The sequence below is a fragment of the Bacillus sp. SIMBA_074 genome, from assembly GCF_046534555.1.
Taxonomy (GTDB): Bacteria; Bacillota; Bacilli; order Bacillales; family Bacillaceae_G; genus Bacillus_A; species Bacillus_A mycoides.
This window is the reverse complement of the sequence record NZ_JAWRYM010000013.1, coordinates 23,225-39,280: the sequence shown is the minus strand read 5'-3', so window position 1 is coordinate 39,280 and position 16,056 is coordinate 23,225. Positions and strand designations below refer to the sequence as shown.

Here is a 16,056-nt window from a genome sequence, read left to right as displayed (position 1 = left end):
TTTTTCTATCGATTAAATAAAGAAAAATCATCACTTTCTTCATTTGTAAATAACTGCTGAAATAGTTTCGCAAATACCATTCCGTATACAGTTCCATTTCCCCCATACGGCAGTGCGTAATATAAATTATGTATTTTTTTATCTTCTTTTAAAATAGGAAGACCGTCATGACTGCCACCAAATGCTGCTGCCCAATAGTACTCTGCCCGTATATTTTTATACTGCGGAAACATTTCTTTTACAATGTTAATAAGAAGATCACGCTTATGCAATAATTTCGTATCGCCGATTTTTTGAATTTTCAGCGCCTCATCTAATCCGCCTATAACAATGCGGTTTTGATACGTTCGACTATACAAATACGGACGTGCTGTTTCCCAAATTAACGATTGCTCATGCCAGCCTTCAAAATAATCTATCTTATTTGTCACAACGGCATAAGACGTTTCTACTGTTGTATTTTTTTCTTTCTTTCCAAAAATTGCTTCATAACCTGTCGCCATAATAATATTCTTTGCTACAATTTTATTTCCTGTTTTCGTGTAACAAATTAAATCATTTTGGATTTGTTTAATATGTAATGCCTCTGTATGTTCATATATAGTAGCGCCTATTTGTTTCGCTTTATGCAAAAGACTATGCGCTAATATATACGGATTCACTTCTGCATCACCGCTTGTATATAACGCTGCTTGTTTTGTAAATGAATAACGTTTCTTAATATCAGACTCTGTAAAATATTCAACTGGAAATCCATAATGGCGTAACGTATTATATTCTTCTTGTAAAAATGAAATATCCTCATCTCTACTTGCATAATACAAACTATTTCGCGGAATAAAATGGGGATCAATATCGAGAGTTGGCACAACCTTTTCCATTGTTTGCAGCGCTTCATAACAAAGTCTATATGCTCGTACCCCTTTCTCTTCACCAAATGTATGAATAAGAGAGGTCAACGATTTATCATGAACAAATTGTAATAATCCTGTATTTGCAGCTGTGCTACCACATGCAATTGCTCTTTTTTCAATGAGCATAACACGCATTCCAATTTTAGCTAACGAATACGCTATATGAGCACCTGCTTCTCCACTTCCAATTACTAGTACATCACATATCATATCATTTTCTAACGTTGGATAACAAGGTACAGAAACTCCAGCTCTCCAAAACAACTTACCAGTCATAAGCTTCATATATTATACTCCTACCATGTAATTTTCTCCTTCCTATGTTTCGTCATTTTCCATAAAAAAATCCAACTAACATAAGCTAGTTGGATTTCTTCTCTTTAATTAGAACGCTCTTCAAGCCAATTTCCAACCGTCGGATATGTTTGCTTTACAGCCGTTCCACCATACACAATAGACATATGTCCTGTCGGTAAACATACATACTGTTTATCTGTGCTAGAAATATGATCAAGTAAAGCTTCTACTTGACATGGCAGAGCAATGTGATCACGTTTCGCAGAAATATTTAAGACATTCGCCTTAATATTTGCAAGGTCTACCTTTTGTCCGCGAATAACGAGTTCACCCTTCACTAATTTATTATTTTGATAAAAATCACGAATCCATTGTCTATACGATTCACCTGGGAACGGAATACCATCGCCTACCCACTTTTGAACTAATTTCCAACTTTCGACGAAGCGCTCATTTTCTGAACGATCGACTAAAGCAACATATGGACCGACAAAGTTTGTAATTGGTTTTAACATCTTATTTCCGAAATCAATCATTTCTGGCGGAATATTTCCGAATGTATCAACCGCTTTATCTAAATTGAAATATTTCTCATCTAATAAAGGACCGTATAATCCTGTTTCAGAGAAATCAAAAGGACTTGTCATAAAAATCAAGTTACGAATTGGCATGTCCGGATGAAGCGCTGCATAAATAGATGTTAACGTTCCACCCATGCAATAACCAAGTAAAGAAATCTCGTCCGATTTTGCAGTTCTCATTACTTTTTTCACTGCTTTTGCAATATAATCGAACACGAAATCATCAAACTTCAAATGACTATCTTCTAAACCGAATGTGCCCCAATCAAGCATATACACATCAAAACCACGATCTACTAAATATTCCACTAAACTATTTCCTGGAGTTAAATCCATAATATACGGTTTATTAATAAGAGCGTATATTAATAAGATTGGAACTCTCTGTGTTTTTTCTTGTTTTGGAATGTAACGATACAGCTTCGTTTTATTCTTCGTCCAAATAACCTCTTTCGGTGTTAAACCAACTTGTGGTTCTGGTTCGCGTAATAAAACTTCGCTCGCTCTTTTCACACGGCGATATGCTTTACGATATTCTTCTGGGTACAACTCCAATTGCTTTTCCCATTCCGTTACGAATGTAGTCATTTTTCCTATCTCCTTTTTGGTCAATTTCTTTCTAAAAAAAGAAGTGCATTCCTGCTATGGATATGCACTTTTTTCTTACTTCATTACATGTATAATCCGCCGTTAATGTTTAATTGCTGACCTGTGATATACGCACCGTCACGGCATAGATATACTACACCTTTTGCAATTTCATCAGCTTGACCAAAACGTTTTTTCGGGATTTTCGCAACGATTTTTTGACGCACTTCTTCTGGTACTTCTGCTACCATTTCAGTATCAATAAATCCTGGGCAAATTGCGTTTACAGTTACATTTGTTCTTGCAAGTTCTAACGCTAATGATTTTGTAAATCCTAGCATACCTGCTTTTGCTGCTGAGTAGTTCGTTTGTCCAAATCCACCAGCTTGGCCAATAATAGAAGAAATACTAATGATTCTTCCTTCTTCTGCTTCCGATATGTATGGAAGTACCGCACTTGTCGTATTAAATACACTGCTTAAGTTCACGTCAATTACGCGCTCCCAATCTTCACGATTTAATTTTTTGAATGTACGATCTCTTGTAATACCAGCATTATTAACAAGAATATCAACTTGACCAAAATGATTCACAGCTTCTTCTACAAGTCTGTTTGCATCTTCTACTTTAGAAACATCCGCTTGAACTGCATAAACGTCATGTCCTTCTTTTCCTAATTCATTTACTAAGTTTTCAGCTGCTTCTTTACTGCTGTTATAGTTAATAACTACTTTTGCTCCCTCTTCTGCTAATGCTACTGTGATTGCTTTTCCAATTCCTTTTGCCCCACCTGTTACGATTGCTACTTTGCCATTTAATTGAACCATTTCTTTTCCCCCTTAAATGAATTTGTGAACGATTGTTATGAATCATTTTGGTACTCATACTAATTGAGTCCATATATTAATTATGTTTCGTTGTTTATACATGAAAAGAGATTCTCCCTCTCTCTTTTACACGTTATAAACAAACGCCATTATCATTTTTTATTTTCTGGCTTATTTACAGGCTTTACTTCTTCTTTTACAGGTACTTGTAGTTTAGCTAGTACTGCATTTTGCTTTTCTAGCAATTCTAAAATTTGATCAACTTTCGTTTCTAACGTGCGCATATCTTGTTTTACTTTCGTAACATCACGCTTTAATGTAGGAGCTTGTCCTAATGAATCCACTTTCTCTTCTAGAATTTCCTCGATGTTATCAACTTTATTTTCTAAGTTAATAACAAGCGTAGCTACTCTAGCGATATCCTCTCTCGTCGGCACATTCACCTGTTCTAAATAATTTTTTGTCGTATCATTTAATGCTTTTTGATAAAACAAATTCAAATCTAAAACGCTGCCCATCCAAGCAGAATATTCTTCTGTTTTAATTGTTTCATTGAGCGCTTTTCCCCAAAATGTTTCGGTTTGTTCATAAGCATTTTTCCATGCTTGCAATGGATCGAATTTTTGATCAATCACTTCGACTACACTCCCTTTTTCGTTTTTGAAACAATTCAACCTATTCACTATTTTCTAATATTCCGAATAAAACTTCAAGTATATATTTTATTTTTCTTTATTTTCTAACAAATGTATTGACATTAAAAACAGATAGGTGTAAATTGCACTTATAAGCAAAAAATTCCATCTAACTGATTCATGAGGTGATGCACAATCATGCTACATAATGAACCAGAACACCCAGAAAGTTTGGAAAAAAACCAAGCGAAACAACCAAACTCCATGCCAAAAAACTTCTTAGTTCCTTTCTTACTTCTCTGTCTAAAAGACTGGAGTCTTCATGGTTACAAACTTATTCAAATGCTAATGGACATCGGCTTTTCTTCTGTTGACCAAGGTAATGTGTATAGGACACTACGCAAATTAGAAAAAGAAAATCTTATTTCTTCTACTTGGGATACAAGCGAAGGCGGGCCAGCGAAACGAATTTATTCTTTAACAGAATATGGAGAGCAATATTTAACAACATGTGCGACTTCTTTTGAACATTATCAAAATATGTTGCGGACGTTTTTCACGTTATACACCAATGCATTCTTTCCATTTTCTACTTCTCCAGAAAAGGATGAAAAGGATTCTTCATCTTCACCTGGTGGTACAGCAGAGTAATCTGCGTTCACAATATGCAAAAAAACATTTGGAGGTCAAACAATGGAAACTAAGCCATACGAATTAGTCGATGCATTTTGGAAAAACTGGTCTCAATCTCTTTCCCTCTTCTCTTCAGCTGGGAAACAATTAGAGCAACTTACTTTAGAAACGTTAAAACAACAACAAGACGCTTTGCATAAATTAACATCAGGAGTAGATGAACTAGAAAAAGAACTACACCAATTCACTACTCAGTTCAATAACCAATATACAGACTATGTGAAGCAATTAACTGGAAACTCCTTAAATGATCAAATTAACGAGTGGCAAGAAAAGTGGAATGAGCTTTCTAATCAAATGCACCAACTTACTGTTTCGCCTACGAAAACATCTTTGTCTATTCTTACTCAAACTAGCGGCCAATTTGAAGAAACAACAAAACACTTTATCGAACAACAACAGTCGCAACGTGAAGAGGTTCAAAAACAGTTAGAAGTTTTTTTGGGAGAGTTCAAGTCCAAACAACTAGAACTCGCAAAGCAGTTCGAGGAAAACTCAAAAAATCTATTTACTTCCATCAAGTAAGAAAAATGTGGCAACTAACTGCAGCACAAACAAAACTCTTTCTTCCTCCTACTACATCAAGATGGCTTACATTTTTCGATATGGAAAAGAAGGAGGACAAAATGAATCCATTTCAAGAAGCACAAACTGTTCCGGAGCTTCGTTACGATGAGATTCAAGTCGGTGATCAAGCATCACTGACAAAAAAAATTACGGATGAGGACGTTATCAATTTTGCAAAATTGACTGGAGATGTAAATCCTATTCACATTCTAGACTCTTTTGCAAAAACGACAATGTTCAAAGAACGTATTGCCCATGGCATGCTCGTTTCAAGTTTTATTTCTACCATTCTTGGAACGAAACTTCCTGGCAAAAATACGATTTATTTATCACAAAACGTTTCATTCCGTGCTCCTGTCAAAATCGGTGATACACTTCGCGTTGTGGCAGAAGTTATTAAAAAACGGGACGATAAAAAAATTATCACATTGCAAACAAACATATATAATCAATCTGATGATATTGTCGTAGAAGGTACAGCGACAATACTGAAAAAAGAGTAGCAAATTTGCTACTCTTTTTTCTATCCAAGAACTTCTAATCACACCGTTTACTTCCGTGTATGAGTACGTCGTTTACACATAAAATAACATTACCAGATAGCACTTAGCTAAACTGGATTACTCTTTAAGGATGTGTATCAACATGGTGAAAACAAACAAATTACTAGTTCCGGGTGCAGAGCAAGCACTTGAACAATTCAAATATGAAATCGCACAAGAATTCGGTGTAAGCTTAGGATCTAATACAGCATCTCGTTCTAACGGATCAGTTGGCGGTGAAGTAACGAAACGTCTTGTTGCTTTAGCTCAACAACAATTACGCGGATAACTATATAACCTATGGCTTAGAGGCAGATATTCTCTGCCTCTTTCTTTTTTAACATACATAATAGTGCTTCTTCACATACTAGTAAGAGCAAATCGAAAGGAACGATATGTGAAATGAAACGGATTAACATTAGCATGAGTCCTCCCCGTGTTCTTACTGTATCTTTTATTATGCTATCGATTATCGGTACATGCCTATTGAAATTGCCAATTGCTACAACAACGTCCATTTCATGGCTCGATGCCTTATTTACAACGGTTTCTGCTTGTACGGTTACAGGGCTTGGTGTTGTGGACACTGGTAAAGTATTTACCTTATTTGGCCAATGTGTCATTTTAACACTTATACAAGTTGGTGGGCTTGGCATTATGAGCTTTGCTGTTTTAATCGCAATTATGCTCGGCAGAAAAATCGGCCTTCAAAACCGGATTTTATTACAACAAGCATTAAACCAAACAAATGTTGGCGGAATCATTCGTCTTGCAAAAGCATTATTTTTATTCTCTTTTACTGTAGAATGTATCTCTACTTTACTTCTCTCTTTTGAATGGGTACCAAAATATGGGGTTGCCAAAGGTATATATTACAGCTTTTTTCATTCTATCTCAGCCTTTAATAATGCTGGGTTTTCTGTGTGGAGCGATAATTTAATGTCGCACTCCCATAGCATTCTCGTCAATCTCGTTATTTCTTCTCTCATCATTTTAGGTGGGATTGGTTTTACGGTTATCGTAGATATAAAAAGAAAGAAAAACTTTAAAAACCTTACTTTGCACTCAAAGCTTATGCTCTCTTCTACTCTAATCGTCAATATTATTGCTACAGCTTTTATCTTTATATTTGAGTTCCATAATTCAATTTCCATGAGAGGTTTTACACCATTTGAAGAAGGTATGGCTGCTTATTTTCAAGCGGTTTCAACACGTACTGCCGGGTTTAATACTGTTGATATCTCTGCATTATCAAAACCTTCACTTTTATTAATGATGCTTCTTATGTTTATTGGTGCTGGTAGTGCTTCAACTGGTGGTGGGATTAAGTTAACGACTTTTTTGATTATGTTTTTCGGCGTATTTAAATTTTTGCAAGAACAAGATGATATTGTCGTGTTTAAAAAATCCATTAAAGATACGCTCATTGTCAAATCATTAACGATTACTATTATTTCAATTTCTTTTATTTTTCTTTCCATTTTAATTTTAAGCATCACTGAGAAGGTTCCTTTATTAATGAGTACTTTTGAAGTATTTTCAGCATTTGGAACTGTCGGCCTTAGCATGAATTTGACGCCACACTTAACAATCATCGGCAAAACAATTATTATCTTTATGATGTTTTTTGGAAAGATGGGGCCTTTAACATTAGCCTTTTCATTTGCACGTAAAAAACAAAGAAAAATAAAATATCCAAACGAAGATATTTTAACAGGTTGACAACCGTATAAATTATCCATATAATGAGAGTACAATAGCATATCTCCAAAGGGGAGTAGCGTCCAAGAACTATTTCTTGGAAACAAAGTCGTCATTACGTAGAACTTAGTTCTTCCGGCTTTGTTGGCATTTTCATTACATATGTCTAGCAAGACCTTTGCCTATCAACGGCAGAGGTCTTTTTTGTTTTCAAATTCCTTCCACCGTTGATAGGCAGGAGTATGGGGAAACTAAACAGTGGGGAACTTCTTCACTTGTTTAGTCTTTATAGAAATGAGAGGAGAATGTACATGGATGTATCATTATTATTGGAGTATGGTTGGGTATTACTCATCCTAATTGCACTAGAGGGGATTTTAGCGGCTGATAACGCTCTCGTTCTCGCAATTATGGTAAAACATTTACCAGAAGAAAAACGAAAGAAAGCACTATTTTATGGATTAGCAGGAGCCTTCGTTTTCCGCTTCGGATCACTATTTATGATTTCGTTCCTAGTAGATGTATGGCAAGTGCAAGCAATTGGTGCGATTTATCTTATGTTTATCGCGGGGAATCACTTATTTAAAACGTATGTTAAAAAGAATACACATGAAGAAACAGAAGAAAAAGAAGCAAAGAAAAAACAAGAGAACTTTTGGTGGACTGTATTTAAAGTCGAAGTTGCTGATATCGCCTTCGCAGTTGATTCAATTTTAGCTGCTGTTGCATTAGCAGTGACTTTACCGAAAACAGGATTAGGTACGATTGGTAGTCTTGATACAGGTCAATTTATCGTTATCTTTACAGGTGGACTTATCGGATTAGTTATAATGCGATTTGCAGCAACTGCTTTCGTACAAATATTAAAACGTAAACCAGGACTTGAAACTGCAGCATTTTTAATTGTAGGTTGGGTTGGTGTGAAATTAACAGTTTATACGCTAGCACACCCTGCTTTAAATGTCCTTCCGCATTCATTCCCAGAATCCACTCCGTGGAAGCTTACATTCTGGATTGTATTAGTTGGAATCGCAGTTTGCGGTTGGTTCTTCTCGAAAGAAGTAGAAGTAAAAGTAGAAAAGAATTTAGACGAAAAAGCGCTGTAATTACAGCGCTTTTTCTTTTTTCTCGTTTCAATTCCCCTCTCTACTTTCAGAAAAAATTCCATTATACTACCTTTTGTAAACGCTTCCTTTCTAGATGTATGTCCTTTTTGTGAAATATTGCACAAACTTATTGAAACTATGAACAAATCCATGTACCTTATTCATATAAGGAGTATTTATAGACGATGTATTAAAGGAGCGTATTACTCATGCTAGAACAAGGATTAGATTACGTTGTAAAACTGGCTAAGAGCAAAAAACAAATGCTAGATATAAATCCAATGCAATATTTCATTCGTGCTGCACTTGCGGGCATTTATATCGGTTTTATTATTGTACTATGTTTTAAATTAGGTAACTTTTTTCATATTGCAGATTCACCAGCAACATATTTAGCTTCCTCCATGTTTTTCGGAATTGCTCTCGTGCTTATTATATATGGCGGCGCTGAATTATTTACTGGCAATACAATGTACTTCACAGTGGCAACTTTAAGAAAAGAAACAACGATTTCTGATACACTCCGCAACTGGGTTGCTTGTTATGCAGGTAACTTAGCTGGCGCTTTATTCTTTGCCTTACTATTTTACGCAACTGGAATTTTCGAAGCAATTGATCACAGTCATTTAATGAATAAAGTTGTTGAAGGAAAGATGAATACACCTACAATGCAATTATTCTTTAAAGCGATTTTATGTAACTGGCTCGTATGTCTTGCCTGCTTCTTACCTTCTCAAGTGAAAGGTGACACAGCAAAAATATTAATGATGATGATGCTCGTTTTCACTTTCTTTTTATCTGGTTATGAGCATAGCATTGCAAACTTATCACTGTTTGCTTTATCTTTAGTATCACCACATCCTGAGACAATTTCTTTTGCGGGCGCTATTCATAACTTAATTCCAGTTACAATCGGTAACATTATTGGCGGATCCGTATTTGTCGGTATGGTATATCATTACTTAACAAAGAAAGCACCTGTTGTTGAACAAGAGAAAACTCAATTAGTTGGAGCTCAAACGGAGGAAATTATTCCTTTACAAGCACATATGAAACATTAAAAACTCCAAAGTTTTACTTTGGAGTTTTTAGCTCCCTACATATTTCAAGGCAATATAAGGATTAATTTCCCCGTTTTCCTTCCCTCTCTCTATGCTCTTTTTCATCTGATGCATACCGATGACATCATTTGTATGAAGGTGAATTTCATTAACATGTAAACCTTCGTTGCAGAAAGCTTCTACGAAATCTAACCCACTTTTTTGTCGCCATCCCATATTATAATCGAGGGAAATAATATTCACCTCATTATCCCTAACAATTTGCAAGGCAGATTCTACTGTAGTTGCCAAAACATATCCGTATGGGCAACTTCTTTGATCATCCATATATACATTCATTTTCTATCTCCTCTCTATTTTGCATATGTGACCAACACATAACATATTGCTCCAAGGCTAATAAAAGGTCCGAACGGAATTGGAGTTCTTATGTTTATACGTTTTAGCGCTATACCTATCCCGAAAAAACAAAGACTAAAGCAAGATGCTAAAAATAAAGTTATAAAAACCCCTTTCACTCCGACTATACATCCGAGTAACGAAAGTAATTTTACATCACCTCCGCCAAGACCATCTGGATAAATCTTTTGCATGCAATATAACAAAATGAATATAGTTCCACTACCAGCTAAACTATCTATCCAAGTAACTAACGGTACAAAAATACATTCTAAAATAAGCAAAAGCGCAAACCAAATTAAAATACGATTAGGTATTAGCATATATACTAAATCTGTAACTGAAATAATTAGAAGTAACGAAAAAAGCGATAAAATGATGATGAGCTCTCTTTCCATTCCAATTACATATACAGTAAGAAAAAATAAACTGCCTGTAACAAATTCAAATACTATGTACAAACTTGAGATTTTGCTCTTACAATTCGTACAACGCCCTTTTTGTATACAAAATGAAATGATTGGAATAAGTTCTTTCGGCTGTAACGTATACTCGCAGTAATGACAGTACGAACGCGGTGTAATAATAGATTCCCCTACTGGAACTCTCATCGCAATCACCATAAAAAAAGAACCAAACACCATACCTATTAACAATGCATATAAATAAGTGAACATCCCTTCCTCTCCTTTCCAAAAGAACATAACAAAAAAAGGAGAGAACTTCTACTTCATATTATCTTTATTCTATTAAAAAAGCAGGCCGTTTTCCGGCCTGCTTTCCCCTATTTTATACGATGAAATATACTGCTTTTAACGGCCCGTGTACTCCGACAACAAGATTCATTTCAATATCCGCAGAGTTACTTGGTCCTGTAATAAAGTTAATACAAGATGCGACTGCTTCACCTTTTTCCACACGAGAGTTCATATGTTGAACTGCTTGTGTAATACGCGGTACAAGTGTTTCACGTGGAATAATAGCAAAGTATACAGTCGGTAAAAAGTGTAAAGAACGCCCTTGTCCTTTATGACTTTGTACAACAATCGTACCAGATTCAGCTAAAGTATAATCACTAAATGCAATACCGATATTCGCTTTTTCCGCTATACGCATATTCTCTTCTTTTTTCTCAGGATCCCATACATTTACCTCAACATTTTGCTTTGGAAGCTCTTCTTTAAATAAAGAAGTCAATCCATAGGAATCAAAACGTTCATCTGCTGATAATATAATAGGTCCTCCGCCGTTTTCAACAATTACTTTTTGAATATCTTCACGTAAGCGGTCGTTTGTCGTTTCCACAACAGTTGTATGAATGTTTGTACATTGCTTTTTAAATACTTCTAACAATTCTTCTTGTGAATAATCTTTTAACGTTTCTACATTCACATTACTTTTCCATGCTGGACGTTCTATGCCTTCTGTTTTACGCGCGCGCCCAAGTTCTTTTGCGATATTATCTAGAAAGGACTCACGGTTTTGAATTAATCCTGTCATTATTTGTCCCCGCCTTTCTTATGATCTTTATACCAATCACGGAATCGTTCTTTACTTGGAGCTGGGAATTCACGAATATCCGTCCAGTTTTTAAGTGGTCCAACACCTTTTGATACACGGTTACCAGATGTAAATGGACTCATTGCTGCCGGTGCCATTTTCGATCCCATTTTATATAAAGCTGCTGAAGAAGCACCCATACTAAACATTTTCATTGCTAATTTTTCTGCAAGTGGGGCACGACCTTCTTGCTCAACGATGACTTGACGATGTTTTAATAATAAATCATGTAATGGAATTTTTACTGGACAAGCTTCTGTACATGCTCCGCATAAACTAGATGCATAAGGAAGCTCTTTGTAATCGTCATACCCACCTAAAAGCGGTGTTAATACCGCACCGATTGGTCCTGAATAAATAGATCCATACGAATGTCCACCAACGTGACGATATACGGGACATACGTTAACACAAGCGGCACAACGAATACATTGCAATATTGAACGGAATTCCGATCCAAGAATTTGAGAGCGGCCATTATCAACAACGACTAAATGAAACTCTTCTGGTCCATCTACCTCTTCCTCTTGAATTGGTCCTGCTACTGTTACATAACTTGTTAATTTTTGACCGACCGCACTACGACATAGTAAACCAACTAAAACATCTAATTCTTCCATTGTCGGAACCATACGTTCCATACCCATTACTGCAATTTGTGTTTTCGGAATCGACATGACAAGATCGGCATTACCTTCATTCGTCACTAAACAAAGAGAGCCAGTATTTGCAACAGCGAAGTTACAACCTGTCACACCAATTTCTGCATCCATAAATTTCTCACGAAGTTGTTTACGAACAAACTTTGTCATTTCGTATGGATCATCAGAATTTTCATATCCAAGTTTTTCTTTAAATACATCACGAATTTGCGTTCTGTTTTTATGAAGTGCAGGCGCAATAATATGTGATGGTGGATCGTTATCTACTTGCAAGATATACTCTCCTAAGTCACTCTCTAACACTTCACAACCAATCTCTTCAAGGGCATGATTCATACTAATTTCTTCAGTTACCATTGATTTTGATTTTACAACTTTCTTCGCTTGTTTCTTTTTTGCAACGTCTTGAATATACTTTGCTGCATCCTCTTTCGTTTTCGCAAAGTAAACGTGACCGCCTCTTTTTGATACATTTTCACTTAACTGCATTAAATAATAATCAAGATTTTCTAACGTATGTTGACGAATTTGTTCACCTAGTTCACGCCACTCTTCCCAGTTTCCCAACTCGTCAGCTGCTTTTAATCGATTTGTATATAAACGCGTTTGTGCAGAAGATACCGCTCCGCGCATAAACGAATCTTGAATTCCATCGCCAACGCGATCATTAAATTTTTTCTCACTGATTTTCATAGACATAGCTTATGTTCCCCCTTCATGAGCGACTATTCAAGACCTCAGCAATATGCATTACTTTTACTTCTTTTCCTAAACGCTCAATACGTCCGCCAATGTTTAACAAACACCCACAATCTGCACCGATTAAATAATCTGCACCTGTTTCCATTACACTATCTACTTTTTCATCTACCATTTGCTCAGAAATTGGAGTCATCTTAACTGAAAACGTTCCCCCAAACCCACAACAATTTTGCACGTTCGGCAGTTCTCTCACAATTAATCCTTTTACGCTTGATAATAAAATTCCTGGTGCCTCTTTTACTCCAAGCAGGCGTGTCATATGACAAGATTTATGAATAGTAGCTATCCCTGGTAAACTTGCACCAACATCTGTAACTTTTAAAACATCTACAATAAATTGTGTAAATTCATATGTTTTATCAGCAACCTTTTGTGCACGTTTAGCCCACTTCGGATCATCTTTAAAAACATGCGGATACTCATGAAACATTGTCGCACAAGATCCAGATGGCGTAACGATATATTCTGCATCTTCGAAAGTTTCAATCATATGTTTCATCGCTTCTTTCGCTGCTTCTACATGGCCGCTATTATAAGCAGGCTGACCACAACAAACTTGTGCTTCTGGAAATTCAATTTCACAACCTAAACGCTCCAATACTTCAACTGTTGCTTTACCGACGTTTGTTTCAAACATATCGACTAAACAAGTAACAAATAAAGTAACTTTCATAACTATAATTCCCCCTCATTACAACTCCGCCAAAAATCATATGGTCATCAGATGACTAAGATTAGAAGAAGTAGGCTCAACCATGGCCTATCCTCTCCCTCTCCTAAAGAAAACGCTTACTTAATCTCTCTCTATTTTATCAGAAAATTAGATTTTTAAAAGATTAAATTATGAATTCATATCGCTTTTACCTGTGACAATATGTTCTACATTTGTTAAATGATCTAGCATCGCTTTCTGCGCTAATTCCACATCTTGCTTTAACACCGCATCATATATAGATTGATGCTCTTCTAAAAGTCGTTCTGATGTTGTTTGTTCACCATATAAAATAATGCGTCTTGATTCACCAATCGTTTCAGCAATCATCTCTGAAACATGATTCATGAGCTCAAGCAAGATGTTATTATGCGAAGATTCTGCAATTCCCATATGAAAATGAAAGTCTGCTTTTTCGCCAGCCTTCTCATCTCCAATACTCTTTGCCATTTCATCTAACCACTGCTTCATATTTTGCAAATTAGCTTCCGTACGTTTTGCCGCTGCCGCTCGAACTGCCCCCACTTCGAGCACCTTCCGTACTTCTAATAAATTCAAAATATCCTCTTTCTTCATTAATAACTTGTTATTGAGTGATTTTGTTAATGAAGAAGGATCGAAATTCCTTACATATGTACCTTCTCCTTGTTTCATTTCAATTAAGCCCATTGCTCTTAGCGCACTTAGCGCTTCACGAACAGCAGATCTGCCAACTTGAAACTGCTCAGCTAATTGATGAACAGGAAGTAGTTTGTCACCAGGTTTTAACGTACCATTTTTAATCATTGTTAAAATAGCTTCAGATACTTCTTCGTAAATTTTTTTCGGTTTAATAGATTTGTACTCCAGTTAAATCACCTCAGTATCTTCCAAACAACAATTGTAACGTTTTATAAGAACTTAGCATCCATAACTATTTTAGAACGAATTAGTAAGAAGTACAAATGTTTTGTTCATAAAATAGTCAAATTTTTGATATTTGTTTGATATTAATTAATACATTTACGCGTAACTATTTACCTTCAATACGAAGAGCATATTCCAAAAGTTAGAATATGCTCTCCTCATCTTGTGCTTTTAATTTAATACTAACTTTCGTGCCCTTACCTTTTTCACTTTCTATTCTCCACTCACCGTCATGTATATGAACAATTTGCCTTACAATTGCAAGACCTAAACCTGTTCCACCATGTTGACGACTTCTCGCTTTATCTACTCGGTAAAAGCGTTCCCCCAGATTTTCTAAATGCTCTCTATCAATACCTATTCCTGTATCTTTTATGTGCAATTCACAATAATCATCGATTTGCTTTAATGTTATTATGATATCCCCGTTTTGATTTGTATAACGTATCGCATTATCTAATACATTATGAAGTACTTGTTGCATACGATCCTCATCAATCATTACGATAATTTCAGGATTTAAATTCGTTGAAATACGAAGGTTTTTTTCTACAAACTGTAACTCGTACGTATTTAGTACATCTTCAATAAGCTGTGAAAAAACGATAGGTTGTTTCTTTAAGGGAAAGTGTTCACCTTCTAGCTGCGCTAGATCTAATAAATCATGAACGAGGCGCTGCATGCGACCTGCTTCTTTATGAATAAGTTGCGTTACTTTTTCCTGCTGCGGCCCCTTCGCTACACCGTCTAAAATAGCTTCACTATATCCTTTAATATAACTAAGCGGTGTTCTAAGTTCATGCGAAACATTAGCTAAAAATTCCTTACGCTTTACATCTTCTGTTTCTAAGGAATTTGCCATTTTATTAAAGGCTTTTCCCAATCGTCCAATTTCATCTTCTGAAGAAATTGTAATCCGCTCTGAGAAATCTCCAGTAGCCAAATGATTTGCAACTCGTTCCATTTGCGAAAGCGGTCTCGTAATGGCGATAATAATTTTTCTACCAATCCATATTGTAATTAAAATCATTGCAAGTGCTAACGGCGCTAAAATAAGACCCATATCAAATATTAAGTCTTTTATACTTTTTAAAGGAATATAAGAGTATACAATACCAACTAATTTTTTATTATCTAAAACAGGGATGACAACACCCATAATATTACGATCAAAATGTTCTTCATACCCTATCTTTGTCACAGTTTTCCCATCTAATAGCGCCTGTCTATCCCCTTCACTTATAAGAGGATGATGGTGAACATCAAAAGGCAAACATGCGCTTAAATCACGCGGATTGTATACGAAAAGGACATCTGAACTAGATATTTGATCATATGCCCTTACTTTCTCTTCAAAAGTGGATACTCCTTCACGTTTATCATATTGCGTGGCAAGACGTTTCCCTTCCATTACTAATGAATCTTTTAAATTATCAACGTATAACTTTTCATATGAGTATAAAGATACAAAATAAAGAAAGGAAACTGTTACACATACTGCACATACTACTGTAAGCCAAAGCTTTTGTACCATCGTAAACAT

Annotated in this window: 18 protein-coding genes and 1 riboswitch; of the genes, 7 read left to right on the top strand and 11 right to left on the bottom strand. The window is 35.7% G+C overall.

The window, feature by feature from the left end; genetic code table 11:
- Nucleotides 1-5: 5 nt before the first annotated feature.
- From SB773_RS15755 to phaR, 4 genes are all read right to left on the bottom strand, one after another.
- Nucleotides 6-1,199: an NAD(P)/FAD-dependent oxidoreductase gene (locus SB773_RS15755; RefSeq protein WP_410590803.1), complete on the bottom strand. Its 1,194-nt coding sequence runs from the start codon at nt 1,197-1,199 to the stop codon at nt 6-8.
- 95 nt (nt 1,200-1,294) lie between these two features.
- The gene (gene phaC / locus SB773_RS15750) at nt 1,295-2,380 is read right to left on the bottom strand and encodes a class III poly(R)-hydroxyalkanoic acid synthase subunit PhaC (RefSeq protein WP_000206840.1); all 1,086 of its coding nucleotides are present in this window, start codon (nt 2,378-2,380) and stop codon (nt 1,295-1,297) included.
- 83 nt (nt 2,381-2,463) lie between these two features.
- Nucleotides 2,464-3,207: an acetoacetyl-CoA reductase gene (locus SB773_RS15745; protein ID WP_002086832.1), complete on the bottom strand. Its 744-nt coding sequence runs from the start codon at nt 3,205-3,207 to the stop codon at nt 2,464-2,466.
- 152 nt (nt 3,208-3,359) lie between these two features.
- Nucleotides 3,360-3,842: a polyhydroxyalkanoic acid synthase subunit PhaR gene (gene phaR, locus SB773_RS15740; protein ID WP_000566956.1), complete on the bottom strand. Its 483-nt coding sequence runs from the start codon at nt 3,840-3,842 to the stop codon at nt 3,360-3,362.
- Nucleotides 3,843-4,040: 198 nt separating this feature from the next.
- Between phaR and phaQ the strand changes: the two genes are divergently transcribed.
- The 7 genes from phaQ to SB773_RS15705 all read left to right on the top strand — a co-directional run bounded on the left by phaQ (nt 4,041) and on the right by SB773_RS15705 (nt 9,512).
- Complete coding sequence (gene phaQ, locus SB773_RS15735) at nt 4,041-4,493, top strand: poly-beta-hydroxybutyrate-responsive repressor (protein ID WP_000903018.1); 453 nt, start codon at nt 4,041-4,043, stop codon at nt 4,491-4,493.
- Nucleotides 4,494-4,535: 42 nt separating this feature from the next.
- Nucleotides 4,536-5,060, top strand: coding sequence for a polyhydroxyalkanoic acid inclusion protein PhaP (phaP, locus tag SB773_RS15730; protein WP_113770126.1), 525 nt, complete (start codon nt 4,536-4,538; stop codon nt 5,058-5,060).
- 101 nt (nt 5,061-5,161) lie between these two features.
- Nucleotides 5,162-5,605, top strand: a complete 444-nt coding sequence (locus SB773_RS15725; protein WP_001067911.1) for a MaoC family dehydratase — start codon at nt 5,162-5,164, stop codon at nt 5,603-5,605.
- 142 nt (nt 5,606-5,747) lie between these two features.
- Nucleotides 5,748-5,933 (top strand): alpha/beta-type small acid-soluble spore protein, encoded by a 186-nt coding sequence (locus tag SB773_RS15720; RefSeq protein ID WP_000241212.1) that lies wholly within the window; start codon nt 5,748-5,750, stop codon nt 5,931-5,933.
- A gap of 113 nt (nt 5,934-6,046) precedes the next feature.
- Entirely contained in the window at nt 6,047-7,366 is a 1,320-nt protein-coding gene (locus tag SB773_RS15715) for a TrkH family potassium uptake protein (RefSeq protein ID WP_410590798.1), read from the top strand.
- A 38-nt stretch (nt 7,367-7,404) separates the two neighbouring features.
- Nucleotides 7,405-7,577, top strand: a riboswitch (yybP-ykoY riboswitch).
- 79 nt (nt 7,578-7,656) lie between these two features.
- Nucleotides 7,657-8,451, top strand: a complete 795-nt coding sequence (locus tag SB773_RS15710) for a TerC family protein (protein ID WP_002011580.1) — start codon at nt 7,657-7,659, stop codon at nt 8,449-8,451.
- 209 nt (nt 8,452-8,660) lie between these two features.
- On the top strand, nt 8,661-9,512 hold the full coding sequence (locus SB773_RS15705) for a formate/nitrite transporter family protein (protein WP_002011581.1): 852 nt from the start codon (nt 8,661-8,663) through the stop codon (nt 9,510-9,512).
- Between the two features lie 27 nt (nt 9,513-9,539).
- Here the strand turns inward: SB773_RS15705 and SB773_RS15700 are convergent, their stop codons facing one another.
- The 7 genes from SB773_RS15700 to SB773_RS15670 form a co-directional block, all read right to left on the bottom strand.
- Entirely contained in the window at nt 9,540-9,851 is a 312-nt protein-coding gene (locus SB773_RS15700; RefSeq protein ID WP_410590795.1) for a cyclic-phosphate processing receiver domain-containing protein, read from the bottom strand.
- Nucleotides 9,852-9,865: 14 nt separating this feature from the next.
- Entirely contained in the window at nt 9,866-10,588 is a 723-nt protein-coding gene (locus tag SB773_RS15695; RefSeq protein ID WP_113770128.1) for a prepilin peptidase, read from the bottom strand.
- A 112-nt stretch (nt 10,589-10,700) separates the two neighbouring features.
- Nucleotides 10,701-11,411: a LutC/YkgG family protein gene (locus SB773_RS15690; RefSeq protein ID WP_410590792.1), complete on the bottom strand. Its 711-nt coding sequence runs from the start codon at nt 11,409-11,411 to the stop codon at nt 10,701-10,703.
- Nucleotides 11,411-12,832: a LutB/LldF family L-lactate oxidation iron-sulfur protein gene (locus tag SB773_RS15685; RefSeq protein WP_002011586.1), complete on the bottom strand. Its 1,422-nt coding sequence runs from the start codon at nt 12,830-12,832 to the stop codon at nt 11,411-11,413. The genes SB773_RS15690 and SB773_RS15685 overlap by 1 nt, the downstream gene beginning before the upstream one ends.
- 16 nt (nt 12,833-12,848) lie before the next feature.
- On the bottom strand, nt 12,849-13,568 hold the full coding sequence (locus SB773_RS15680) for a (Fe-S)-binding protein (RefSeq protein WP_002011587.1): 720 nt from the start codon (nt 13,566-13,568) through the stop codon (nt 12,849-12,851).
- A gap of 168 nt (nt 13,569-13,736) precedes the next feature.
- Nucleotides 13,737-14,426: a FadR/GntR family transcriptional regulator gene (locus SB773_RS15675; RefSeq protein WP_410590892.1), complete on the bottom strand. Its 690-nt coding sequence runs from the start codon at nt 14,424-14,426 to the stop codon at nt 13,737-13,739.
- Nucleotides 14,427-14,655: 229 nt separating this feature from the next.
- The gene (locus tag SB773_RS15670) at nt 14,656-16,056 is read right to left on the bottom strand and encodes a sensor histidine kinase (protein WP_410590790.1); all 1,401 of its coding nucleotides are present in this window, start codon (nt 16,054-16,056) and stop codon (nt 14,656-14,658) included.